This is a genomic window from Alsobacter ponti, assembly GCF_024294805.1.
In the GTDB taxonomy this organism is placed as follows: domain Bacteria; phylum Pseudomonadota; class Alphaproteobacteria; order Rhizobiales; family Beijerinckiaceae; genus Alsobacter; species Alsobacter ponti.
In genome coordinates this window covers 239,071-261,393 of the sequence record NZ_JANCLU010000005.1, presented here as the reverse complement: position 1 = coordinate 261,393, position 22,323 = coordinate 239,071, and the positions used below count along the sequence as shown (strand labels likewise).

Genomic DNA, 22,323 nt, shown 5'->3' with positions numbered 1-22,323 from the left:
CCCTCGTCAGTCTGGCCCCGCACCGTTGACGGACGGTTAACCAGCGTGCCCGTGCGCCCTGTAGGAAAGCACCGTGGCCGCAAAGCGGCAAGAACGCGGTCCCGCGGCGGCCGGGCCGGTTTCGCGACGCGCGCCCTTCCCGTCCGGCGGGCGATTGTCTATGTGTGGTGTCCGCGCGCGCCCGGACCGGGCTCGAGGCGCGATGAGTAGACCGGGGACGCCAGATGACGAAGAGCCGCGTGAAGTTGGGAGGGTCGATCACCGCCCTGGTGACGCCGTTCCGCAACGGCAAGGTGGACGAGGACGCGTTCCGCGCCCATGTCGACTGGCAGATCGAGAACGGCACCAGCGGGCTGGTTCCGGTCGGCACCACCGGCGAGACGCCGACGCTGAGCCACGACGAACACCGCAAGGTGGTCGAGTGGTGCGTTCAGCAGGCGAGGGGGCGCGTGCCCGTCGTCGCCGGCGCGGGCTCCAACAACACCGCCGAGGCGATCGACCTCGCCGTCCACGCCGAGAATGCGGGGGCGGACGCCGTGCTGATCGTCACGCCCTACTACAACAAGCCGGGCCAGGAGGGGCTGTACCAGCACTTCAAGGCCGTCAATGACGCCATCGGCATCCCGATCATCATCTACAACATTCCCGGCCGGTCGGTGATCGACATGTCGGTCGAGACGATGGCGCGGCTCTACGAGCTGCCGAACATCGCCGGCGTCAAGGACGCCACGGGCAACGTGGTGCGCGCCAGCCAGCAGCGCCACGCCATGGGGCCGGACTTCATCCAGCTCTCCGGCAACGACGACAGCGCGCTCGGCTTCAACGCCCATGGCGGCCACGGCTGCATCTCGGTGACGTCGAACGTCGCGCCGAAGGCCTGCGCCGAGTTCCAGGCGGCGGCGCTGGCCGGCGACTACGCCACCGCGCTGCGCTACCAGGACAGGCTGATGCCTCTGCACCAGGCGCTGTTCATCGAGACCAACCCGTCGGGACCCAAGTACGCGCTCAGCGTGCTCGGCCGCATGACCGACGAGGTGCGCCTGCCCATGGTGAAGCTGACGGAACCGACCCGCGCGGCGGTCCGTTCGGCCATGGTCCACGCCGGCCTGATCAACAGCTGAGCGGGATTATCGGAACGGACCGGACGTGGCGATCAAGGGCAAGAACGACCCCAACTACAAGGTGGCGGCGGAGAACCGCAAGGCGCGCTACGAATTCGCCATTGGCGACACGTTCGAGGCGGGCATCGCGCTGACCGGGACCGAGGTGAAGTCGCTGCGCAACGGCAAGGCGACCATCGGCGAGAGCTATGCCGGCGAGAAGAACGGCGAGATCTTTCTCGTTAACGCCTATATCCCGGAATATCTCCAGGCCAACCAGTTCAACCACGAGACGCGGCGGCCCCGAAAGCTGCTGCTGCATCGGCGCGAGGTCAACCGGCTCATCGGCGCGGTGCAGCGCGAGGGCATGACCATCGTGCCGCTGAAGATCTACTTCAACGATCGCGGCCGGGCCAAGGTCGAGCTGGCGCTGGCCAAGGGCAAGAAGCTGCACGACAAGCGCGAGACCGAGAAGCAGCGCGACTGGAACCGGGAAAAGGCGCGCCTGATGCGCGTCAAGGGCTGAGGCGCGGCGTCAGCGGCCGGCCAGGCGCTCGGCCAGTTCCGCCGCCATGCCGACGAACGGGCGGAACACGAAGCGGACCTCGTGCCGTCCCGGCGGAACGGCGACGGCGCGAAACAGCACGTTGGCCTTGAGCAGCGGGGCCGGCCTGCCGTCGATCTCGGCGCGCCACCACGGGTGCCACGCATCGTTGAGCACCACGTAGCCGCCATTGGCGGACTCCGCGTCGACGATCACCTCGGTATTGGCGTAGCGGCGGATCGCCACCGTCCCCGCCGGCCCGGTTCCGGCGGACCCGCCTTGCGGCCGCTCCAGCAGCACGGTGGCGCGCGGGTCGAAGTCCGGCCACGCGCCGGTGCGGATCAGCGCCTCGAAATCGGCCGCGATCGCGCCGGAGGGAAAGAGCACGCGGGGCAAAGCCCGCGGGTTCTCGTAGACGCGCCCGTCGGCGGTGCGGCCGATCTCGGCGATGTCGCCCGGCGCGAGCGAGCGGTCGATGTCCGCGATGTCGCCGCGCGTGGCGATCAGGCGCAGGCCCAAGAGGTCGGCGAGACGCGAGCGGTAGGAGGGCATGAGCGGCGCGAAGACGCGCTGGTCCGGCAGGGCGACGTGGTCCTGCGCGCCGGTGGCGCGGCTGTAGTCGTTCAGATGCACCGGGTTGTAGCCGAGCGTGTTGTCGAGCCGGTGGACCATGCTGGCGTTCGGCCAGTGGAAGTCGACCCCCGCCAGCTCCACCCTGTCGCGCCGGTCCGGCTCGTTCGGCAGGCGCGCGCGCAGCAGGGCGATGGTCGCGTTGGCGCTGTCCGGCCGCAGCACGTCGTAGAGCACCGGCGGCAGGGCGGTGGATTCGTTGGGACCGTTGCTCAGCGCGAGGTCGGCCGTGAGCGTCGCGGCGAGCAGCAGGCCGGCGAGCCCGGCATGGCGCGGCGCCAGCCGGGCGGCGACAAAGAGCGCCAGGGCGGAGAGGGCGATGGACACGGCACCGATGGCGATGAACGGCGCCGCCTGCGCCAGCCGGCCCTTCCAGACGGCGACCGCGACGCAGGCCGCGAGCCCGGCGGCGAGCGCGACGCCGCCGCCCAGCGTTCGCGCGAGTCCGGACCGCAGGTCGCCGGCGAGCAGGCGATGGATGCAGTAGCCAGCCAGCACGGCCGCCAGCGCACCCATGAGGAACGTCGCGTCGGCGGGGCGGCGGAACAGGGACGCGCCCGGCAGAGAGTGAAAGGCCGGGGCGAAGGCCGGCGTGTAGCGTCCCAGCGCGTAGAGGGTCAGCGCGACGAACGCGACGACGAAGAAGCGCGCCTCGCGCGCGGCCAGCGCGCCGCGCGCCGCGCCCAGCACGATGAGCGCGACGAGCGGGATCGCGCCGAGATAGACGTCGCTCATGTTGCGGGCGAGGTAGAGGTCGGTGGGTCCCCACGCCGGGCTCGGCTGGCCCCAGAACTCCGCCAGCGGACCGTCGGTGCCGTAGAGATTGGCGACGAAGGCGGTCAGCAGCGAGGCCGGGTGAAGCGAACCGCGCTCGGCGCCCGGCAGATCGATGATGGCGGCGCGGCTCGTCTCGCCCGCGAGCAGCAGCGTCATCGCCATCGGCACGGCGGCGACGAGCAGACCGCCGAGGACGCCGCAGGCGAGCGGAACGAGGCTGGCGCGGAGCCGCCGCGCCCGCCCTTCGCCGGCCAGCCACCACCACGCGACCCAGCCGGCCAGCACGTAGACGGCGAGCAGCGCCACCTGATCGCGGCCGAGCACGAGGAAGCCGGCCACGAACCCCGAGGCGAAGCCCCAGCCGGCGGAGCTACGCTCCAGCGCCCGCATCAGGCAGAACAGCGCGAGCGGGAACCATCCCAGGCTCAGCACCTGCCCGGTATGCTGCACGCGCCACGCCGCCGAGGCCCCGAACGCGAAGGCGATGGCGGCGACGACCGCGCCGATCCAGTGCCAGCCTCGGTCCCGGAAGATCAGCACGATGCCGATCCCGCCGGCCAGCAGCATGCCGAGCGCGATGCCGTCGGCGAGCTGGAAGCCGGGGTTCGGCGTGACCAGCGCCGCGAGCAGGTAGGGCGGCGAGAAGACGAGCGACTGCGGGTCGGCGATCTGCGGCGAGCCGGCGAACACGAAGGGGTTCCAGAACGGCCACTCGCCGCGATGGATGCTGTCGGCGAGGAACTGGAACTGCGCCTGGAAATGCGCCTTCGCGTCCCACGGGATCGTCACCCGGCCGGAGAGCCACGGCCACGCCAGCACGAGCCACGCGCCGCAGACGAGGAGAAGCGCCGGCGCGAGGCGGAAGGCCCGGTTAGTGGGAGGCATGGCGGATCGGGAACCGGGCGAGGGCTGCGGGCGGGGGCGTCGCCCGGTTGTGCGCAAGAATCGCGCGCTTCACAAGGCCGGCCGCCGCCTCAGTCGCGGATCGGCTTGTGGGCGACGAGGTCGTCGAGATCGATGAAATGGCCGGCGCGGTCGCGCTTGGAGGCGAGATAGAGCACGTTCTCGACCGTGGGGCGGCCATGCACGCGGCGATCCTCCGCCACCTCCAGCCCGGCGGCCTGGAGCGCGGCGATCTTCACCGGGTTGTTGGTCATGATCATCACGCGCGTCACCCCGAGCTGCTTCAGCATTTCGGCCGCGAAGTCGAACCGCCGCTGGTCGAGGTCGAAGCCGAGGATCTCGTCGGCGTCGTAGGTGTCGTAGCCCTGGTGCTGCAGCTTGTAGGCGCGGATCTTGTTGGCGATGCCGTTGCCGCGACCTTCCTGGTCGAGATAGAGCAGGATGCCGCCGCCGTTCTCGGCCATCCAGCGCACCGTGCCGCGCAGCTGGTCGCCGCAATCGCACTTCAGGCTGCCGAACAGGTCGCCGGTGAGGCAGGCGGAGTGCAGGCGCACGGCCACCGGCTGGCTGAAATCGGGCTGGCCGACGATGATCGCGACCTGGTCGCGCAGGCCCTCGCCGCCGCGAAACACGACGAACTCGGTCTGCGGCGCGCCTTCGAGCGGCACCGGCGCGCGGCTGACGATATGGATCTGGCGGGCCATGGCGCGGCGATAGTCGCGCACGAGCGCGCCTTCAGCGCACACGACGCCCTCCGGCGCGGCGTCGGCCGGGACCGGCACCACGATCATGGCCGGCAGCACCAGCGAGAGCGACGCCAACTCCAGCGCCAGCATGTCAAGTCCACCGGCGGGCGACACCGGCGCGTCGATGCGGGCGTCGAGCTTCAGCGCGAGGGACTCGACGCGCGCGATGTCGACGGAGGGCAGCGCGATGACGCCGGCCGTGGCGCGCTCCGCGCCGAGACGCCGCAGGCGCGCGGGCGGCAGCACGAGCCGCGCCCGTCCGTCGGCCAGTTGCTCGAGGGCCGACGCGGCGCGCGCGTCGAGCGCCTCCATGCCGAGCGCGATCGCCGCCTCGCCATGGTCGCGCAGCAGCACCGGACGCCCGGCGCGCAATTCGCCGATGGCGCGTTCAACCTTGGCGTGTTCAGGCGTCGGAAGCAGGGAAGCCAATGCGCCAGCACGATCCATTTCGGTCCTCACGCGTACGCAGGCTGGCGGGCCAGCCCTGTTTTCTGACGCCAACGGCGGGCTCGTTTGCCTGTACCGTCCACAACACTATGTTCGGAATACGAGCGAGACGCGGTTCTAGATGCCTGATTCATACCCCGAAACCGAAAAAAGCAAGCCGGAGCTGGGCGGCTCGGACGCGCCTTCGCTGCGTTTCCTGCGCGATGCGCCGCGAGATCGCCCATTCGTGATCGCCCAGCTCGGGCAGTCGCTGGACGGGCGGATCGCCACAACCACGGGTGAATCCCGCTACATCAACCGCGCCGCCGCGCTCGACCATCTGCACCGCCTGCGCGCCCATGTCGACGCGGTGGTGGTCGGCATCGGCACGGTGCTGGCTGACGACCCGCTGCTCGACGTGCGCCGCGTGCCCGGACCGAACCCGGCCCGCGTCGTGCTCGACCCCTCCGGCCGGCTGCCTCCCGAAAGCCGCTGCCTGCGCGACGACGGCACGCGGCGCATCGTCGTTCGCCAGGCCTCGGCGGCGCGGCGGGAGGGCGTCGAGGAAATCGTGCTGCCGTCGGACGCGGGCGCGCCGTGGCCCCGCGCCGTGGTCGCGGCCTTGCTGGAGCGGGGGCTCGGGCGCATTCTCGTCGAGGGGGGCGCGCGCACCATCTCGTCGTTCATCGACGCGGGGTGCGTGGACCGGCTGCACGTGCTGGTGGCCCCGCTGATCATCGGGTCGGGCAAGCCCGGCCTCGAGATGTCGCCCGTCGGCCGGCTGCGCGACGCGTTGCGGCCGGTGACGACGGTGCATGTGTTCGACGACGGAGACGTTCTGTTCGACTGCGATCTGAGACGCCGCCAGGGGGAGCTTGACGCGCCATGACGAGCATCGCTTCGCAACGGGAGGAAGCGGCCGGCTATTCGCCGGCCGCCAAGTGGCTGCACTGGCTGGTGGCCGTGCTGGTCCTCGTCAATTTCGGGCTGGGGCTGGCCCTGGAGAGGGTGCCGGAAGGGCCGATCCAGAACACGTTCTACGATCTCCACCGCTCCACCGGCGCGCTGATCCTGGCGCTGGCAATTATACGCCTCGCGGTGCGGCTGGCGCGTGGCGCGCCGGAGCCGCTGCCCGGCCTCACCGGCTTCGAGCGCACGGCGTCGCTGCTCGTCCACAAGGCGCTCTACGTGCTGATCTTCGTCGTGCCGCTGCTCGGCTGGATCGCCACCTCCGCGTACGGGGCCGACATCTGGGTCTATGGCGCGTTCATCTTGCCGCCGTTCCCGTTCTTCGCCGCCGGGGACCTCGGCGATGCGCACGAGCGCGTCGCCGCGGTGCTGTTCCGGCTGCACAAGCTCTCCGCCGTGCTGCTGGTCGGCCTCGCCGGGTTCCATGTCGCCGGCGCGCTGTTCCATCTCCTCGTGCGCAAGGACGGGGTGATGGCGCGGATGCTGCCCGGCCGCTGACCGCTCAGGACGGCGGCAGCGCCAGCACGTCGACATGGCCGATGAGCGCGGAAAGCGCCACGCGCCGCGCCGCCGCCCAGTTCCGCGCCACCTCCGGCGGAACACGGCCCGTATCCGCCGCCGCCGCCGCGATGCCGTCCGCGAGTTGGCGGATCAGCTCGCGCTCGGCCCCGCCGAGCCGCCAGGGGCTGGCGGCCGTCGCGACGGCGTAGCCGTGGCGGCGCAAGGCGGCCTCCAGCGTGGCGGCGGCGCGCGGTCCGGCGGCGGGCCCGAAACCCTTGTCCCGGCCCTGGTGAGCGTGGAACGCGGCCAGCACCGAGGCGTCGGCGGCGTGCGGCGGCGACCAGCGCTCCTCGCCGTCATAGGTGAGCACGGCGTAGAGCGGCAGCCGGCGCGCGGCGAGCGTCTGGACGAAACGCTCGATCCAGTTCTCCGAAACGAGATCGAAGAACGCCGCCGCGGTCACGAGGTCGGGCGTCGGGTCGAGCGCGGCGTCCACGGATTGCGCGAGGTCGGCCTGCCGGAACTCGACGTCCGAACGGCGTCCGCCAACGGTCAGGGCGAGGCCGGCTCCATCCGCCGCGCCGCCGCCCCAGGCGGCTAGCCGCTGCCGGGCCGCGTCGAGGAGGCGGGGGTCGTGGTCCACCAGCCGCCAGCGCTGCGGAACGTCGAGGGCCGGCGCGAGCGCGCGCAGGTTCGACCCCGCGCCGCAGCCGAGGTCGACGATGGTGACCGCCTCGCGCCCGGCCAGACGACGCGCGAGCGCGCCGAGCAGGCCGGCGTCGCGGGCCCGAAGGTCGGCGGGTTCGCGCAAGGCGAGCCAGTCGGGGCTGAAGCCGCTCATCGGGCGGCCTCCGCCTTGGCCAGACGCAGCGCGTCGGCGACGATGCGCGCGGTGTCGTCCCAGCGCGGCAGGCGCTCGCCCGCGAGGCGGGAGGCCTCGGCCATGCGCCGCCGCAGAGCCGCGTCGCCCAGCACGCGCCGCAGCGCCGCCGCGAGCGCGGGCGCGTCGCCCGGCGTCACCTTCAGCGCCGCGTCGTCCGGCGCGGTGGCCGAGGCCGCCCCGCCGGTGGTGCAGACGATCGGCAGGCCGCGCGCCATCGCCTCGCCCAGCACCATGCCGTAGCCCTCGAACAGGGACGGGGCGACGAACAGGTCGGCTTCGTCCCAGGCGGCCGCCAGCGCCGCCTCGTCCAGCTCGCCGGCGAGGCGGATGCGCTCCGACAGGCCATGCTCCCGCACCGCGTCGGCGAGCCGCGCGGCCTCCTCCGGCGCGCGCTCCAGCGACCCGACGATGACCAGCGACCAGTCGAGGTCGCGCAGCGCCGCGAGCGCCTCCACCAGCACGCCGTAGCCCTTGCGCGGCGACACCGCCCCGACGGCGAGCATCGCGCCGCCGGAGACGGAGCCGCGCGCGATGGGGGCGCGGTCGGTGCCGGGCTCCGCCACCGCGATGCGCTCCGGCGCGACGCCGTAGTCGCTCGCCAGGATGGCGGCGGTGGTCGGGCTGGTGACGATGACGCGCGCCGCGCGGGCCAGCGCGGCGGTCTCGCTGTGGCGCAGCGCGCGCTGCTGGCGGTCGTTCAGGCCGGTCTCGAGGGCCAGCGGATGATGGACGAGCGCCACCATCGTGCGGTCGACATCCTTCAGCACGAGGTCGGTCAGCGCACCGTAGGCGAGGCCGTCGATCAGCAGCACGGCGTCGGGCGGCGTGGTCCTCAGGCGGTAATAGCTTTCGCTCAGGTCGGCGACGCTGGCGAACGGGAACGAGCCGGGCAGGCGAAGATGCCTCACCGCCAAGCCGTGGGCCGGCAGCAGCTCCAGAAGGCGGCGGTCATAGGCGTAGCCGCCCGTCCGCGTCGCCAGGTCGCCGGGGATCGCGAAGACGACGTCAGGCACCGGAAACCGGGCCTTCGTACCAGGCGCGCGCCACGTGGGATTCGTGCAGCGTCACGCGGATCCGCGCGATACCCTCGCCGCCGGGGCCGAGATCGCCCCGCCGGCAGGCCTGCGCCATGCGGTCGAAGATGTGGCGGGACAGGAACTCGGTGGTCGTCTGCTTGCCCGCGAACTCGGGGACATCGTCGAGGTTGCGGTAGTTGAGCGGGCCGAGCGTGGCCTTCAGCGCGTCATGCGCGCGGCCGATGTCGACGACAACGCCGTCCTCGGTGATGTCCTCACGGAAGAACGCGACGTCGACCACGAAGGTCGCCCCGTGCAGGCGCTGGGCCGGGCCGAACAGCTCGCCCCGGAAACTATGCGCGATCATGATGTGGTCGCGCACCTCGACAGCGTACATGGGGGATCCTCCGAAGGCGGGTCAGCGGTAACGGACGGCGGTGGCGAGGCCAGGCGCGCGCTCCGCCAGAATACGCGGAATAGCGGCGGGCAGATCGTCGAACGCGACCTCTTCGGTGATCAGCGCGTCGAGCGCGTCGTCGCGCAAGAGGTCGAGCGCCGCCGCGAGGCGTCTGGCGTGGGTCCAGCGCGCCCGGCGCGCGGCGGCGACGTGACCGACCTGCGACGACACGATGCGCAGCCGGCGGCTGTGGAACGCGCCGCCGAGCGGGGCGGGCACGTCGCCCTCGCCGAACCAGCTCATCTCGACGACGCGGCTTTCGAACCCCGCGCAGCCGATCGCCGTGGCGAGGCCCGCCGGCGCGCCGCTGGCGTGGAACACGACATCGGCGTCGACGGGCGCGTCGGCCGGGGCGGCGAAGCGCGCGCCGAGGCTGCCGGCCAGCGCCGCGCGGGCGGCCTCGACGTCGACCACCGTCACCTCCGTTCCCGGCATGCGCGCGCACAGATAGGCGACGAGCAGGCCGACGAGGCCCGCGCCGACCACGACCACCCGGTCGGCGGGGCCGACGCCGCCGTCCCATGTCGCGTTGAGCGCGGTCTCCATGTTGGCGGCCAGGATGGCGCGCCGCGCGGGCAGGCCGGCGGGCAAAGGCTGCACGAGATGCGCCGGGGCGCGGAAGCTGTCCTGGTGCGGATGCAGGCAGAACACCGTGCGGCCGATCAGCGCGTCCGGCCCGCCCTCGGCGACCCCGACGGCGCAGTAGCCGTATTTCACCGGGAAGGGGAAGTCGCCCTCCTGCAGCGGCGCGCGCATGCGCCCGTGCTCGGCGGCCGGCACCCGGCCGGAGGCGACGAGACGCTCCGTGCCCCGGCTGATCCCGCTCCACAGCGCGCGGACCTGCACGTCTTCGGGGCGGCCCCCCAGGCTCGCCGGACGGATCTCCGCGCGCCCGGGCGCGACATACCAGAGCGCGCGCGACGAGGAGCCTCGCGCGCCGCTCTCGTGCTCGTGTCCCGCCGCCTCATTGCCCACGACAAAGTTCCCCTCTATTTCAATGGGGCCCCGCCACCGTTCCCTCCCGCGAGTCCGGCTTTCTTCATGGCATCGACCACTCCCGCCGGCTTGCAGTCAACCCGGGTCCTGGCGCGACGCCGCATTTTCGTGGCCGGGCTGAACGTCGCGACCTATCTCGGCCTCGCCTGGGCGATGGTCGAGGTGCTGGCGGTCGGCGGCTGGTCGCTCATCGACGCCTTGATGCTGCTCTGCTTCCTGTTCGCCGCCCCGTGGAGCGTGCTGGGCTTCTGGAACGCGGCGATCGGGCTGTGGCTGCTGCACGTCTCCCCCGACGCGATGGAGGAGACCGCGCCGTTCGACGCCGCCGGCGACGACCCGGCGCCGCTGCATGTGCGCACCGCCGTGCTGCTCACCATCCGCAACGAGGACCCGGACCGCGCCATGGCGCGGCTGCGCATCGTCAAGGACAGCGTCGACGCCACCGGAGAAGGCGCGCATTTCGGCTGGTTCGTGCTTAGCGACACGAGCGATCCCGAACTCGCCGCCGCCGAGGAGAACGCGTTCGCGGCGCTGCGCGACGCATTCGACGATCCGCACCGCCTGCATTACCGCCGCCGCGACCGCAACACCGGCTTCAAGGCCGGCAATCTCCGCGATTTTTGCGAGCGCTGGGGCGGCGAGTACGAGCTGATGCTGCCGCTCGACGCCGACAGCCTGATGGACGGGACGACCGTCGTGCGGCTCGCGCGCATCATGCAGGCGCACCCGCGCATCGGCATCCTGCAGAGCCTCGTGGTCGGCCTGCCATCGCGCAGCGCCTTCGCGCGGCTGTTCCAGTTCGGCATGCGCCAGGGCATGCGGCCCTACACGATGGGCAGCGCCTGGTGGGCCGGCGAGTGCGGGCCGTTCTGGGGCCACAACGGGATGGTGCGCATCGCCCCTTTCGCCAGCCAGTGCCATCTGCCGACGATCCCGGGCGGGCCGCCGCTCGGCGGGCCGATCCTGTCGCACGACCAGGTGGAGGCGGCGCTGATGCGCCGGGCGGGCTACGAGGTGCGCGTGCTGCCGCGCGAGTGCGGCAGCTGGGAGGAGAATCCGCCCACCGTGGTGGAGTTCACCCGGCGCGACCTGCGCTGGTGCCAGGGCAACATGCAGTATTTCCGGCTGCTCGGCCTGCCGGGGCTGGCGCCGATGAGCCGTTTCCAGCTCGCCTGGGCGATCCTGATGTTCCTCGGCATCCCGGCCTGGACCCTGATGTTCGCGCTGGCCGCGCTCAAGCCGTTCGACGCCGCCGACCTCCAGGCCGGCTATCGCTCCGGGCTGGCGCTCGCCGTCTATCTCTCCTTCATCCTGATGTACCTCGCGCCGAAGATCGCCGGCGCGCTCGACGTGACGCTGACGCGCGGCGGCGTGGCGCGCTACGGCGGGGGCGTGCGCTTCGCCGCTGGCGTGGCGGCCGAGCTGGCGTTCTCGTTCATGGTTGGCGCGGCGACGACGCTGCGCACCACGCTGTTCATGCTCGGGCTGCTGGTCGGCCGCTCGGTGGTCTGGAACGGGCAGGCGCGCGATGCGCACGCCCTGTCCTGGGCCACGGCGGCGCGCGGCCTATGGCCGCAGACGCTGTTCGGCAGCGTGGTGATGAGCCTGTTGTGGTGGAACGCGCCCGTGGCGTTCTGGTGGGGCCTGCCGTTGCTGGCGGGCTTCCCGCTGTCCATCCCCTTCGCCGTGGTCACCGCCTCGCCCGCGTTCGGCCGCTGGCTGGCGCACATCGGGCTATGCGCCATTCCGGAGGAGATCGACCCGCCGCCGGAGGTGATGGCCCTGGAGCGGCCCGCGCCGGCCTCCGTCCTGGTCAGGGCCGCCTGACGTGCGCCTGGCGGCGGCGCTGGCGACCTGCCGCGGCCTGTGGCGCTCCGTGCGCGTCTATCACTTCGACCGCGCGCACCACCGGGCCATGGACGCGCTGCACCGCCGATGGGTCCGTCCCGGCGACCTCGTGTTCGACATCGGCGCCCATGTCGGAGACCGGACCTCGTCGTTCCGCCGGCTCGGCGCGCGCGTCGTCGCGCTGGAGCCGCAGGCCGGCCCCGCGTTTGTGCTTCGTCTGCTGCACGGGCGCGACCGGCAGGTGACGCTGCTGCGGGCGGCGGCCGGGGCGCGCGAGGGCGAGATCACGCTCAATATCAACAGCGCCAACCCCACTGTCTCCACCGCCTCCCACGATTTCGTCCGCGCCGCCGACGGCGCGGCGGGGTGGGAAGGGCAGGTCTGGGACGAGACGGCGCGCGTGCCCCTCGTCACGCTCGACGGCCTCATCGCCCGCTTCGGCAGGCCGGCCTTCGTCAAGATCGACGTCGAGGGCTACGAGGACGAGGTCCTGGCCGGGCTCGGCGAGGCGCTGCCGGCGCTGTCCTTCGAGTTCACGACCATCGCCCGCGACGTCGCCGGGCGCTGCGTCGAGCGGCTGGGCGCGCTGGGCGACTACCGCTTCAACGTCTCGCCGGGGGAGAGCCAGACGCTCGCCTTCGCCGAGCCGGTCGACGGGGCGGCGATTCTGGCCTATCTCGCGGCCCTGCCGCACGAGGCGAACTCGGGCGACGTCTACGCCTTTCTCGAGGATTCCAGAGGAGTTCGATGATGGGGCCGTTCCGCCCGCTGGTCGCCGCCGCTCTCTGCCTGGGGCTGTCCCTGTCCGCAGAAGCCGCCCGCGCCGACGAGCTCTCCGTCGCCGTCGCCAACAAGAGCGAACCCGAGCTCTGCGCGGAAAAGGACAACATCAACCTCGAATTCACCTCGTCCCAGGTCCGCAGCCTTCGCATCCAGGCCGTCCATCCCAGCTATATCGGCCAGATCGTGGTGGACCGCTGGGCCCCCGACTTCACCAGCTGCGACATGACGCACGATCCGTCCTTCGTGGCGCAGGCGCGGCGCGTCACCTTCTTCGAGAACGAGCGCATGTGGCTGACGGGCCACGTCTACCCGTCCTTCTGGCGGCCGGCCAAGGTGCCGTTCAGGGTCGGCGACCGGGTGGAGCAGGGCCTGCACGTCGTGCAGCTCTGGATGCTGCACAACGAGCGCGCCGAAGAGGTGCTGGTTGTCTATCCGCAGGACGGCTACTGGCGCGCCCGGCCGCTGCCGCCGGCCCACATGCGCTGGAGCGCCTATGGCAGCTCGTTCCTGATCGGCCCGGTGGAAACGCAGGAGCGCCCGATCGTCGACTTCGAGGAGATCTCGTTCGACCCGGCGACCAAGAGCTTCACGATGAAGTTCGCCCGCGGCGGCTCGGCCCGCCTGACGGTCGACACGCTCGACCCCGACCGCATCATCCTTGACGTTTCCTATGACGGGCCGATGCCGGGCGGCCGGCCCTTCATGGCGATGCGCTCCATGTACACGACGGAGTTCAACGCGGACGTCGCCAAGGTGGCTTGGCGCACCGCGACGGGGAAGGGCTGGGGCGAGAGCCCGATCATGAGCTGGCCCGGCGGCGAACTCGTGGAGCTGTGGGCCGGGCGGACGATCGCCTCGCGGCACAACACCAGCGCGCCCGACATGGTGTTCAGCCGGTTCTCGTCCGGGCCGCCCGTGCCGAGCGCCGCGACGCCGAAGAAGTGACGATCAGCCGGGCGGCGGCCCCAGCTCGGCCCTGACGGCGGCGAACACGGCCCGGAACATCTCCGGCGTCAGCCGGCGCGTGCTCGTGTTGTAGCGGCTGCAGTGATAGCTGTCGAAGAGCGCCAGCCCGGGGCGGACCTGGTGGCGCGCGCCGTGCGCGAAGCGGAAATCGTCCTGCCGCAGCACCAGCGCCCGCAGGATGGATTCGTGGGCGATCCGCCCCAGCGCGACGATCGCCGCGAGCCTGGGCAGCCCGCCCATCGTGGCGGCCAGGAACGGCCGGCAATTGGCGATTTCGCCGCCGACCGGCTTGTTCTCCGGCGGCACGCAGCGCACGGCGTTGGTGAGCAGGCAATCGACCAGCGTCAGCCCGTCGTCCGGCCGCGCCGCGAAACGGCCGCGCGCGAAGCCGAAGTCGATGAGCGTGCCGTAGAGCAGGTCGCCGGCGAAGTCGCCGGTGAACGGCCGGCCGGTGCGATTCGCGCCGCGCAGGCCGGGCGCCAGCCCGACCACGAGCAGCCGGCCGGCGGGGTCGCCGAAGGAGGGCACCGGGGCGTTGTGCCACGAGGGCTCGCGCGCGCGGGCCGCCTCGCGGAAGGCGACGAGGCGCGGGCAGAGCGGGCAGTCGCGCGCCGGTTCCGGGCGTGAAAAGGCCGGGCTGTGGGGCCCGGCCGGGTCGTCGTTGGCGTGTGCTGTCGCGGCCATGGGCCGCTCTTACACGTCTCCGCCGGTCGGGTCCACCGGAGGCGCCGGCGGGCGGCGCTCGTAGGTGCGGGCCGGGCGCTCGGCGCGCTCGGCCGGATCGCGGCCGATCTTGGCGGCGAGGTGCAGGATGTCGACGAACTCGTCGGCCTGGCGGCGCAGCTCGTCGGCGACCATGGGCGGCTGCGAGCTGATCGTCGAGACGACCGAGACGCGCACGCCGCGCCGCTGCATGGCCTCGACCAGCGAGCGGAAGTCGCCGTCGCCGGAGAACAGCACCATATGGTTGATGTAGGGCGCGAGCTCGAGCGCGTCGATGGCGAGCTCGATGTCCATGTTGCCCTTGACCTTGCGGCGGCCCGTCGAGTCGACGAATTCCTTGGTCGGCTTCGTCACCACGCGGTAGCCGTTGTAGTCGAGCCAGTCGATCAGCGGCCGGATGGAGGAGTATTCCTGATCCTCGATCAGGGCCGTGTAGTAGAAGGCGCGGACCAGATAGCCCCGCGTCTGGAACTCCTTCAGCAGGCGCTTGTAATCGATGTCGAAACCCAGGGCCTTGGCGGTGGCGTAAAGGTTCGCTCCGTCGATGAAAAGGGCGGTCCGTTCAACGTTTTGCATCGACAATATCCCGTGCGAGTGACGCAATGACTGGTGGATCGTTTCAACCGGACCGCACGCGAAGCCGTGAGCCGTTTTTTTAGGAAGCTCAGCTTCAACTCAGCGTTACAGTTTGCTGCCTTCCGAGCCATTGTGACATATACAACTGGAGGTTGCTCGACTGCAACGGAAAATGCTGTATGTCAAGAAATTGGCTGCAAATAACGCAGGTCACGGTGAACCGTCCCGCGCAGCGCCGCCTTCCGTGAAGCTTGCTTCGACGGCGGTTCCCGTGTAACAGCGCGGGTTCAAATCCTTCCCACGTGCCCGAAAGACCGGAGCGACCATGGCTCGCGTCACCGTCGAAGACTGCATCGACAAGGTCGACAACCGTTTCGAACTCGTCCTGCTCGCCAGCCACCGCGCGCGGATGATTTCGGCCGGGTCGCCGCTGACCATCGAGCGCGATCGCGACAAAAACCCCGTCGTGGCCCTTCGCGAGATCGCCGACGAGACGATCTCTCCCGAGGACCTGAAGGAAGACTACATCCACTCGTTGCAGAAGCACGTCGACGTCGACGAGCCGGAGCCCGAGTCGGTGCCGATGATCGGCGGGCCCGCCGCCGGCGGCGACGACAGCTCGGTCGAGTTCGACCGCATGACGGAAGAGGACCTGCTGCGCGGCCTCGAGGGCCTTGTGCCCCCGGCCGAGACCGAGGACGAGGGCGAGTAAGCCTCCCCCTCATCGCCGTATGACGAAGCCCGGCCCTCGCGCCGGGCTTTTTCGTCCGGGGCGGGCGGTTAGCGCTCCCTTGGGGACTTGTATCCCGCCGCATCGCCGTTATCTCGCATTCGGGCTTGTCGGGGGCATGATTCAGCCTCGATACTGATGGGCAAGGGCCGAATTGCCGGCCCCGGAGCGTGGAAGGCGTAGCCGCCTCATGATGCGGCAGTACGAACTTGTCGAGCGCGTCAAGCGCTACAATCCCAACGCCGACGAGGCGCTGCTGAACCGCGCCTATGTCTACGCGATGAAGGCGCACGGCTCGCAGAAGCGCGCGTCGGGCGATCCCTACATCTCCCATCCGCTCGAGGTGGCGGCCCTGCTCACCGAGCTGCGCCTCGACGATGCGACCATCGTCGCCGCCGTGCTGCACGACACGATCGAGGACACCGAGGCGACGCGCGAGGAGATCGACCACGTGTTCGGCCGCGAGATCGGCGCGCTGGTCGATGGCCTCACCAAGATCAAGAAGCTCGACCTCGTGTCGAAGAAGGCGGCGCAGGCGGAAAATTTCCGCAAGCTGCTGCTGGCCATCGCCGACGACGTGCGCGTGCTGCTCGTCAAGCTGGCCGACCGCCTGCACAACATGCGCACGCTGCACCACGTGCCGCCGGAGAAGCGCGCCCGGATCGCCGAGGAGACGCTGGAGATCTACGCCCCGCTCGCCGGGCGCATGGGCATGCAGGAGCTGCGCGAGGAGCTCGAGGACCTCGCCTTCCGCCATTTCTCGCCCGAGGCGCACGCCATGGTGAGCGCGCGGCTGGACGAGATCGGCGGGCGCAGCGGCAAGCTGATCCACGACATCGAGTCCGAGCTGACGGCGCGGCTCCAGGCCCACGGCATCAAGGCGGCGGTGAAGGGCCGGCGCAAGCGCGCCTATTCCATCTGGAAGAAGATGGAGCGCAAGTCGGTCTCCTTCGAGCAATTGTCGGACATCTTCGGCTTCCGCGTCGTCGTCAGCGACATCGCCGCCTGTTACGCGGTGCTCGGCATCGTCCACACGACGTGGCCGACGGTGCCCGGGCGGTTCAAGGACTACATCTCGACCCCCAAGCAGAACGACTACCAGTCGCTGCACACCACGGTGGTCGGCCCCGGCCGCCAGCGCGTCGAGCTGCAGATCCGCACCGAGGCGATGGATCAGGTGAACGAGTACGGCATCGCCGCGCATGCGCTCTACAAGGAGGGCAGGGGCGGCGACAACAGCGCGCTCGCGCGCGAGAGTCGCGCCTACGAGTGGCTTCGCCGCACGGTCGAAACGCTGTCGGAGGGGGACAGCCCCGAGGAGTTCCTGGAGCACACCAAGCTCGAATTGTTCCACGACCAGGTGTTCTGCTTCACCCCGAAGGGCCGGCTGATCGCGCTGCCGCGCGGCGCCACGCCGATCGACTTCGCCTACGCCGTCCACACCGACGTCGGCAACACGGCGGTCGGCTGCAAGGTCAACGGCCGCATCGTGCCGCTGCTGTCCGAGCTGCACAGTGGCGACGAGGTGGAGATCGCCCGCGCCCCCGGCCAGGCGCCGCCCGCCGCCTGGGAGTCGATCGTCGTCACCGGCAAGGCCCGCGCCGCCATCCGCCGCGCCACCCGCGCCGCGGTGCGCAAGCAGTACGCCGGGCTCGGCCGGCAGATCGTCGAGCGCGCCTTCGAGAGGGCCAAGAAGACCTATTCCGAGGAGAAGCTGCGCGCCGCGCTGCCGCGCCTCGCCCGGACCTCGCTGGACGACGTGCTCGCCGCCGTCGGGCGGGGGGAGATCTTCTCCGGCGACGTGGTCAAGGCGGTCTATCCGGACTTCAAGGAAGAGCGCATCGGCGCGGGCGAGGCCAGCCGGGAGAGCGGCTGGTTCGGGCTCAAGAAGGCCGAGGGCCTGGTGTTCAAGGTGCCCGGCCAGAATGGAGCGGCGGCGGACAAGGCCGCCCGCTCGATCCCGATCCGCGGCATCAACGGCGAATTGCCGGTGCGCTTCGCCCCGAACGGCGGCGCCGTGCCGGGAGACCGCATCGTCGGCATCCTCAATCCGGGGGAGGGCATCACCGTCTACCCCATCCAGTCGCCGGCGCTGACCGCCTTCGACGACCAGCCCGATCGCTGGCTCGACGTGCGCTGGGACATCGACGAGACCGAGCCGCAGCGTTTCCCGGCGCAGATCGCCGTGACGGCGATCAACGAGCCGGGCACGCTGGCGCAGATCACCCAGATCATCGGCGACAACGACGGCAACATCGATTCCATCTCGGTGACGAGCAAGGGCGCCTCCGACTTCCGCGAGGTGGTCATCGATCTCGAGGTGTGGAACCTCAAGCATCTCAACGCGATCATCAGCCAGCTCAAGCAGCGCTCGGTTGTCAGCTCCGTCCAGCGCGTCAACGGCTAGGCGCGCCTGCTTGCATCGCCGCCCTTCATCTGCGATGCCTCCGCGACTTCATTGGGTGAGATCATGACGAAGGACGAGGTTCTCGACGAGTTCCGGGCGGCCGGCGCGTTGCTGGAGGGGCATTTCATCCTCTCGTCCGGCCTGCGCAGCCCGGTGTTCCTGCAGAAGATGTTCGTGTTCCAGGACCCCGCGCGCACGGAGAAACTGTGCCGCGCCCTGGCCGAGAAGGCGCGCGCCGCCTTCGGCGACATCGACATCGTGGTCTCGCCGGCGGTCGGCGGCATCGTGCCGGGCTACGAGACGGCCCGCCAGCTCGGCGCCAAGGCTATCTTCGTGGAGCGCGAGGACGGCAAGTTCCGGCTGCGCCGCGGCTTCGAGATCCCCGAGAACGCGCGCGTGCTGATGGTGGAGGACATCATCACCACCGGGCTGTCCTCGCGCGAGTGCCTGGACGCCATCCGCGAGCACCCCGGCCGCATCGTCGGCGCGGCCTGCCTGATCGACCGTTCGGCCGGCAAGGCGGATATCGGCGTTCCGCTCGTCAGCCTGGCCAGCCTCGACATCCCTGCCTATCCTGCCGACCAGCTGCCGCCCGAACTCGCCGCCTTGCCGCCGGTCAAGCCCGGCAGCCGCGGCCTCAAGGCGTAGGACATGAGCCAGACCCCGACCAAGCTTCGCCTCGGCGTCAACATCGACCACGTCGCCACCATCCGCAACGCGCGCGGCGGCGCGAGGCCGGACCCGGCGCGCGCCGCGCTGCTGGCCATCGAGGCGGGAGCCGACGGCATCACCGCGCATCTGCGCGAGGACCGCCGCCACATCCACGACGAGGACATGGCGCGCCTGAAGCGCGACATCACGGTTCCGCTGAACTTCGAGATGGCGGCGACCGGCGACATGCTGCGCATCGCGCTCGACGTGCGGCCCCACGCCGTGTGCCTGGTCCCCGAAAAGCGCGAGGAGCGCACCACCGAAGGCGGCCTCGACGTCGTGAAGGGGCACAACCACCTCGCCCCCTTCGTGGCCGAGCTGAACGCCGCTGGCATCCGCGTCTCGATGTTCATCGAGGCCGACGCCGAGCCCGTGGCGGCGTCGCGCGAGCTGGGAGCGCCGGTGGTCGAACTGCACACCGGCTCGTGGTGCGAGGCGGTGGAGCACGGCGACCTCAAGCGCGCCGAGCGCGAGTTCGAGCGGCTGGCGCGCGCGGCCGAGAGCGCGGCCGCGCTCGGGCTGGAGGTCCACGCCGGCCACGGGCTCGACTACGACACGGCCGAGCGGATCGCCGGCCTGCCGCAGATCGCGGAGCTGAACATCGGGCATTTCCTCGTCGGCGAGGCCGTTTTCGTGGGGCTCGACGCCGCCATCCGCCGCATGCGGGCGGCCATGGACGCCGGGCGGGCCAAAGCGGCGGGAACGCGCCCGTGATCGTCGGCATCGGCTCGGACCTCTGCGACATCCGTCGCATCGAGAAGACGCTGGCGCGGTTCGGCGAGCGCTTCATCCAGCGCGTCTTCACCGAGACGGAGCAGCGCAAGTCGGAGCGGCGGGCCGAGCGGGCGGCCTCCTACGCCAAGCGTTTCGCGGCCAAGGAGGCCTGCTCCAAGGCGCTCGGAACGGGGTTCAACCGCGGCGTCTTCATGCGCGACATGGGCGTCGTCAACCTGCCCTCCGGCGCGCCGACGATGAAGCTGGAGAACGGCGCGCTGGCGCGCCTGCGGGAGCTGACGCCGCCGGGACACGAAGCCGTGATCCACGTGACGCTGACCGACGAGCACCCCACGGCGCTTGCCGTCGTCGTCATCGAGGCGCGGCCGTCGACGCCTGCCTGACGCGGCCCGCCGAGCGTTTGCCAAGGCAGGGGGGCGGGTCTATACCGCACCGGGGCCGCAGACAGGCGGAGCCGGGAGCTCCAGAGGACGATCAATGACAGAGCCGGGCCGCGTGGCGAACCAGAAGCAGGCCGACGAAGGCGGCATCCTCGAAACGATCAAGGTCATCATCCAGGCGCTGCTCATCGCGCTGGTGGTGCGAACTTTCCTGTTTCAGCCGTTCAATATCCCCTCCGGGTCGCTGATCCCGACCCTGCTGATCGGCGACTACCTGTTCGTCTCCAAATATTCCTACGGCTATTCGCGCTACTCGTTTCCCTACGGCCCCGCCATCTTCTCCGGGCGGATCTGGGCCGCCGAACCGAAGCGCGGCGACATCGTCGTCTTCAAGCTGCCGCGCGACAACGCCACCGACTACATCAAGCGCGTCATCGGCCTTCCGAACGACCGCATCCAGATGATCGACGGCATCCTCCACATCAACGGCGAGCCGGTGAAGAAGGAGCGGCTGGGCCAGCAGGAAGTGCCCGCCGGGGCGGGCTACCGCGACCGCGCCACCTTCTACCGGGAGACCCTGCCGAACGGCGTCAGCTATACGATCCAGGAGTTGGACATGTTCGGCAACCGGCTCGGCCGCAACACGGCCGTCTACGCCGTGCCGGCGGGCCACTTCTTCATGATGGGCGACAACCGCGACAACTCGCTCGACTCGCGCGACATGTCCTCACAGGGCGTCGGCTACGTGCCGTTCGAGAACCTGATCGGCCGCGCGGAGATCATCTTCTTCTCCATCCGGGAGGACGGCGCGGCGTGGCGGATCTGGGAATGGCCCTGGACCGTGCGGTGGAACAGGCTGCTCAAGCCGGTCGGCTGACGATGGCGCGCGCCAGGACGGACCTCTCCCACCTCGAGGCCAGGCTGGGCTACAGCTTCCGCGACCGGCTGCCGCTGGAGCGGGCGCTGACCCATATCAGCGCCCAGCGCACCCCGGCGGCGGGCGGCCCGAACTACCAGCGGCTCGAGTTCCTCGGCGACCGCGTGCTCGGCCTGTCAGTGGCCGAACTGCTCTACCAGGGCTTCCCGGAGGCCACGGAAGGCGAGCTGTCGCGCCGGCTGGCCCACCTCGTGCGGCGCGAGACCTGCGCAGAGGTAGCGGCGGAATGGGACGTCGGCCCGTTCATCCGGCTCGGCCAGGGCGAGATGGCCGCCGGCCTGCGCAAGAAGGAGGCGATCCTCGCCGATGTCTGCGAGGCGATCATCGCCGCTGTGTACCTGGACGGCGGCTTCGGGCCGGCTCGCGACCTGGTGGTGCGGTCCTTCGGCCCGAAGATGACCGAGCCCGGCCGCTCCGTGCGCGACCCCAAGTCCTCCCTGCAGGAATGGGCGCTGGCGCGCGGCAAGCAGCCGCCGACCTACCGGGAGATCGAGCGGTCCGGCCCGGACCACGCGCCGGTGTTCCGCATTTCGGCCGAGATCGACGGGTTCGAGCCGGTGATCGGCGAAGGGCGTTCCAAGCGGCTGGCCGAGCAGGCGGCGGCCGAAGCGTTCATGACGCGCGAAGGCGTCGGCAAGGCGGTGGCATGACGGACCCGACGACCGGGCAGGGGACCTCCGGCCCCACGCGATGCGGCTACGTGGCGCTGATCGGCGCGCCCAACGCCGGCAAGTCGACGCTCATCAATGCGCTGGTCGGCGCCAAGGTGTCGATCGTCTCGCGCAAGGTGCAGACCACGCGCTCGCTGGTGCGCGGCATCGTTCTCGACGGCCCGGCGCAGATCGTCGTCATCGACACGCCCGGCATCTTCGCGCCCAAGCGGCGGCTCGACCGCGCCATGGTCACCTCCGCCTGGGGCGGTGCCGGCGACGCCGACGTGGTGGCGCTGCTGGTCGACGCGCGCAAGGGCGTCGACGAGGAGGTCGAGGCCATCCTCGCCGTGCTGAAGGGCATGGGCCGGCGCAAGGTGCTGATCCTCAACAAGATCGACGCCGTCGAGCGGCCCAGGCTCCTCGACCTCGCCGCCGACCTCAACGCGCGCCTGCCCTTCGACGAGACGTTCATGATCTCGGCGCTCGGGGGCGACGGCGTCGACCGTGTCAGGACGCGGCTCGCGGCGATGATGCCGGAAGGCCCGTGGCTGTTCCCCGAGGACGAGGTGTCCGACGTGCCGCTGCGGATGCTTGCGGCCGAGATCACGCGCGAGAAGCTGTTCGAGCGCCTGCACGACGAGCTGCCCTACCAGTCCACGGTCGAGACCGACCAGTGGAAGACGATGAAGGACGGTTCGGCCCGCATCGAGCAGACGATCTTCGTGACGCGCGAGAGCCAGCGCAAGATCGTGCTCGGCAAGGGCGGCCAGACCATCCGGGCGATCGGCGAGGCGGCCCGCAAGGAGATCGCCGAGGCGGCCGACACCAAGGTCCACCTCTTCCTCTTCGTGAAGGTGCGCGAGGACTGGATCGACGATCCCGCCCGTTACCGCGAGATGGGGCTGGAGTTTCCCAAGGAGTAGGGC

Annotated in this window: 23 protein-coding genes; 15 read left to right on the top strand and 8 right to left on the bottom strand. The window is 70.9% G+C overall.

The features are described from left to right. Positions 1-224 precede the first annotated feature (224 nt). Together dapA and smpB are read left to right on the top strand one after the other, a co-directional pair. Entirely contained in the window at positions 225-1,121 is an 897-nt protein-coding gene (dapA, locus tag NK718_RS07685) for a 4-hydroxy-tetrahydrodipicolinate synthase (RefSeq protein WP_254740255.1), read from the top strand. 31 nt (positions 1,122-1,152) lie between these two features. Next, positions 1,153-1,626 (top strand): SsrA-binding protein SmpB, encoded by a 474-nt coding sequence (smpB, locus tag NK718_RS07680; protein ID WP_254740291.1) that lies wholly within the window; start codon positions 1,153-1,155, stop codon positions 1,624-1,626. A gap of 9 nt (positions 1,627-1,635) precedes the next feature. On the opposite strand, the gene NK718_RS07675 is transcribed toward smpB, so the two are convergent. Continuing rightward, positions 1,636-3,936, bottom strand: a complete 2,301-nt coding sequence (locus tag NK718_RS07675; protein ID WP_254740253.1) for a putative glycosyltransferase family protein — start codon at positions 3,934-3,936, stop codon at positions 1,636-1,638. Positions 3,937-4,025: 89 nt separating this feature from the next. Next, a complete protein-coding gene (gene ribA, locus NK718_RS07670; protein WP_254740251.1) occupies positions 4,026-5,147 on the bottom strand; it encodes a GTP cyclohydrolase II RibA in 1,122 nt (373 codons plus the stop codon). Between the two features lie 121 nt (positions 5,148-5,268). On the opposite strand from ribA, the gene NK718_RS07665 reads away from it, so the two are divergent. Further along, the gene (locus NK718_RS07665; RefSeq protein WP_254740249.1) at positions 5,269-6,015 is read left to right on the top strand and encodes a RibD family protein; all 747 of its coding nucleotides are present in this window, start codon (positions 5,269-5,271) and stop codon (positions 6,013-6,015) included. After that, positions 6,012-6,593: a cytochrome b gene (locus NK718_RS07660; protein ID WP_254740247.1), complete on the top strand. Its 582-nt coding sequence runs from the start codon at positions 6,012-6,014 to the stop codon at positions 6,591-6,593. The genes NK718_RS07665 and NK718_RS07660 overlap by 4 nt, the downstream gene beginning before the upstream one ends. A gap of 4 nt (positions 6,594-6,597) precedes the next feature. Here NK718_RS07660 and NK718_RS07655 read toward each other — a convergent pair whose 3' ends face one another. Genes NK718_RS07655 through NK718_RS07640 form a run of 4 tightly spaced genes read right to left on the bottom strand, consistent with a single transcriptional unit; the run spans position 6,598 to position 9,927 of the window. Continuing rightward, a complete protein-coding gene (locus NK718_RS07655) occupies positions 6,598-7,437 on the bottom strand; it encodes a class I SAM-dependent methyltransferase (RefSeq protein WP_254740245.1) in 840 nt (279 codons plus the stop codon). Then, the gene (locus NK718_RS07650; protein WP_254740242.1) at positions 7,434-8,492 is read right to left on the bottom strand and encodes a glycosyltransferase family 4 protein; all 1,059 of its coding nucleotides are present in this window, start codon (positions 8,490-8,492) and stop codon (positions 7,434-7,436) included. Before NK718_RS07650 ends, NK718_RS07655 begins: the two co-directional genes overlap by 4 nt. Continuing rightward, positions 8,485-8,892: a 6-pyruvoyl trahydropterin synthase family protein gene (locus NK718_RS07645; protein ID WP_254740240.1), complete on the bottom strand. Its 408-nt coding sequence runs from the start codon at positions 8,890-8,892 to the stop codon at positions 8,485-8,487. The genes NK718_RS07650 and NK718_RS07645 overlap by 8 nt, the downstream gene beginning before the upstream one ends. 21 nt (positions 8,893-8,913) lie before the next feature. After that, positions 8,914-9,927, bottom strand: a complete 1,014-nt coding sequence (locus NK718_RS07640) for a zinc-dependent alcohol dehydrogenase (protein WP_254740238.1) — start codon at positions 9,925-9,927, stop codon at positions 8,914-8,916. 66 nt (positions 9,928-9,993) lie between these two features. Between NK718_RS07640 and mdoH the strand changes: the two genes are divergently transcribed. The 3 genes from mdoH to NK718_RS07625 are packed head-to-tail and all read left to right on the top strand — an operon-like array spanning position 9,994 to position 13,524. Next, a complete protein-coding gene (gene mdoH / locus NK718_RS07635; protein WP_254740236.1) occupies positions 9,994-11,775 on the top strand; it encodes a glucans biosynthesis glucosyltransferase MdoH in 1,782 nt (593 codons plus the stop codon). Position 11,776: 1 nt separating this feature from the next. Further along, positions 11,777-12,547 carry an FkbM family methyltransferase gene (locus NK718_RS07630; protein WP_254740234.1) on the top strand — a complete coding sequence of 257 codons (771 nt, stop codon included), beginning with the start codon at positions 11,777-11,779 and terminating at the stop codon, positions 12,545-12,547. Then, positions 12,544-13,524: a hypothetical protein gene (locus NK718_RS07625; RefSeq protein ID WP_254740232.1), complete on the top strand. Its 981-nt coding sequence runs from the start codon at positions 12,544-12,546 to the stop codon at positions 13,522-13,524. Before NK718_RS07630 ends, NK718_RS07625 begins: the two co-directional genes overlap by 4 nt. Positions 13,525-13,527: 3 nt before the next feature. Here the strand turns inward: NK718_RS07625 and NK718_RS07620 are convergent, their stop codons facing one another. Both NK718_RS07620 and NK718_RS07615 read right to left on the bottom strand, forming a co-directional pair. Beyond that, positions 13,528-14,229, bottom strand: a complete 702-nt coding sequence (locus NK718_RS07620) for a uracil-DNA glycosylase (protein WP_254740230.1) — start codon at positions 14,227-14,229, stop codon at positions 13,528-13,530. 9 nt (positions 14,230-14,238) lie between these two features. Further along, positions 14,239-14,844, bottom strand: a complete 606-nt coding sequence (locus NK718_RS07615) for a LabA-like NYN domain-containing protein (RefSeq protein ID WP_254740228.1) — start codon at positions 14,842-14,844, stop codon at positions 14,239-14,241. A gap of 325 nt (positions 14,845-15,169) precedes the next feature. On the opposite strand from NK718_RS07615, the gene rpoZ reads away from it, so the two are divergent. The 8 genes from rpoZ to era all read left to right on the top strand — a co-directional run bounded on the left by rpoZ (position 15,170) and on the right by era (position 22,320). Beyond that, on the top strand, positions 15,170-15,556 hold the full coding sequence (rpoZ, locus tag NK718_RS07610) for a DNA-directed RNA polymerase subunit omega (protein ID WP_254740226.1): 387 nt from the start codon (positions 15,170-15,172) through the stop codon (positions 15,554-15,556). 208 nt (positions 15,557-15,764) lie between these two features. After that, a complete protein-coding gene (locus NK718_RS07605) occupies positions 15,765-17,981 on the top strand; it encodes a RelA/SpoT family protein (RefSeq protein ID WP_254740224.1) in 2,217 nt (738 codons plus the stop codon). 63 nt (positions 17,982-18,044) lie between these two features. Further along, positions 18,045-18,629, top strand: a complete 585-nt coding sequence (gene pyrE / locus NK718_RS07600) for an orotate phosphoribosyltransferase (protein WP_254740222.1) — start codon at positions 18,045-18,047, stop codon at positions 18,627-18,629. Between the two features lie 3 nt (positions 18,630-18,632). Continuing rightward, positions 18,633-19,406, top strand: a complete 774-nt coding sequence (locus NK718_RS07595; protein WP_254740220.1) for a pyridoxine 5'-phosphate synthase — start codon at positions 18,633-18,635, stop codon at positions 19,404-19,406. Further along, entirely contained in the window at positions 19,403-19,810 is a 408-nt protein-coding gene (acpS, locus tag NK718_RS07590; protein ID WP_254740218.1) for a holo-ACP synthase, read from the top strand. Before NK718_RS07595 ends, acpS begins: the two co-directional genes overlap by 4 nt. A gap of 94 nt (positions 19,811-19,904) precedes the next feature. Then, positions 19,905-20,684, top strand: coding sequence for a signal peptidase I (lepB, locus tag NK718_RS07585; RefSeq protein ID WP_254740215.1), 780 nt, complete (start codon positions 19,905-19,907; stop codon positions 20,682-20,684). Continuing rightward, positions 20,636-21,394: a ribonuclease III gene (gene rnc, locus NK718_RS07580; RefSeq protein WP_371877241.1), complete on the top strand. Its 759-nt coding sequence runs from the start codon at positions 20,636-20,638 to the stop codon at positions 21,392-21,394. Before lepB ends, rnc begins: the two co-directional genes overlap by 49 nt. Further along, complete coding sequence (gene era / locus NK718_RS07575) at positions 21,391-22,320, top strand: GTPase Era (protein ID WP_254740213.1); 930 nt, start codon at positions 21,391-21,393, stop codon at positions 22,318-22,320. Before rnc ends, era begins: the two co-directional genes overlap by 4 nt. Positions 22,321-22,323 lie beyond the last annotated feature (3 nt).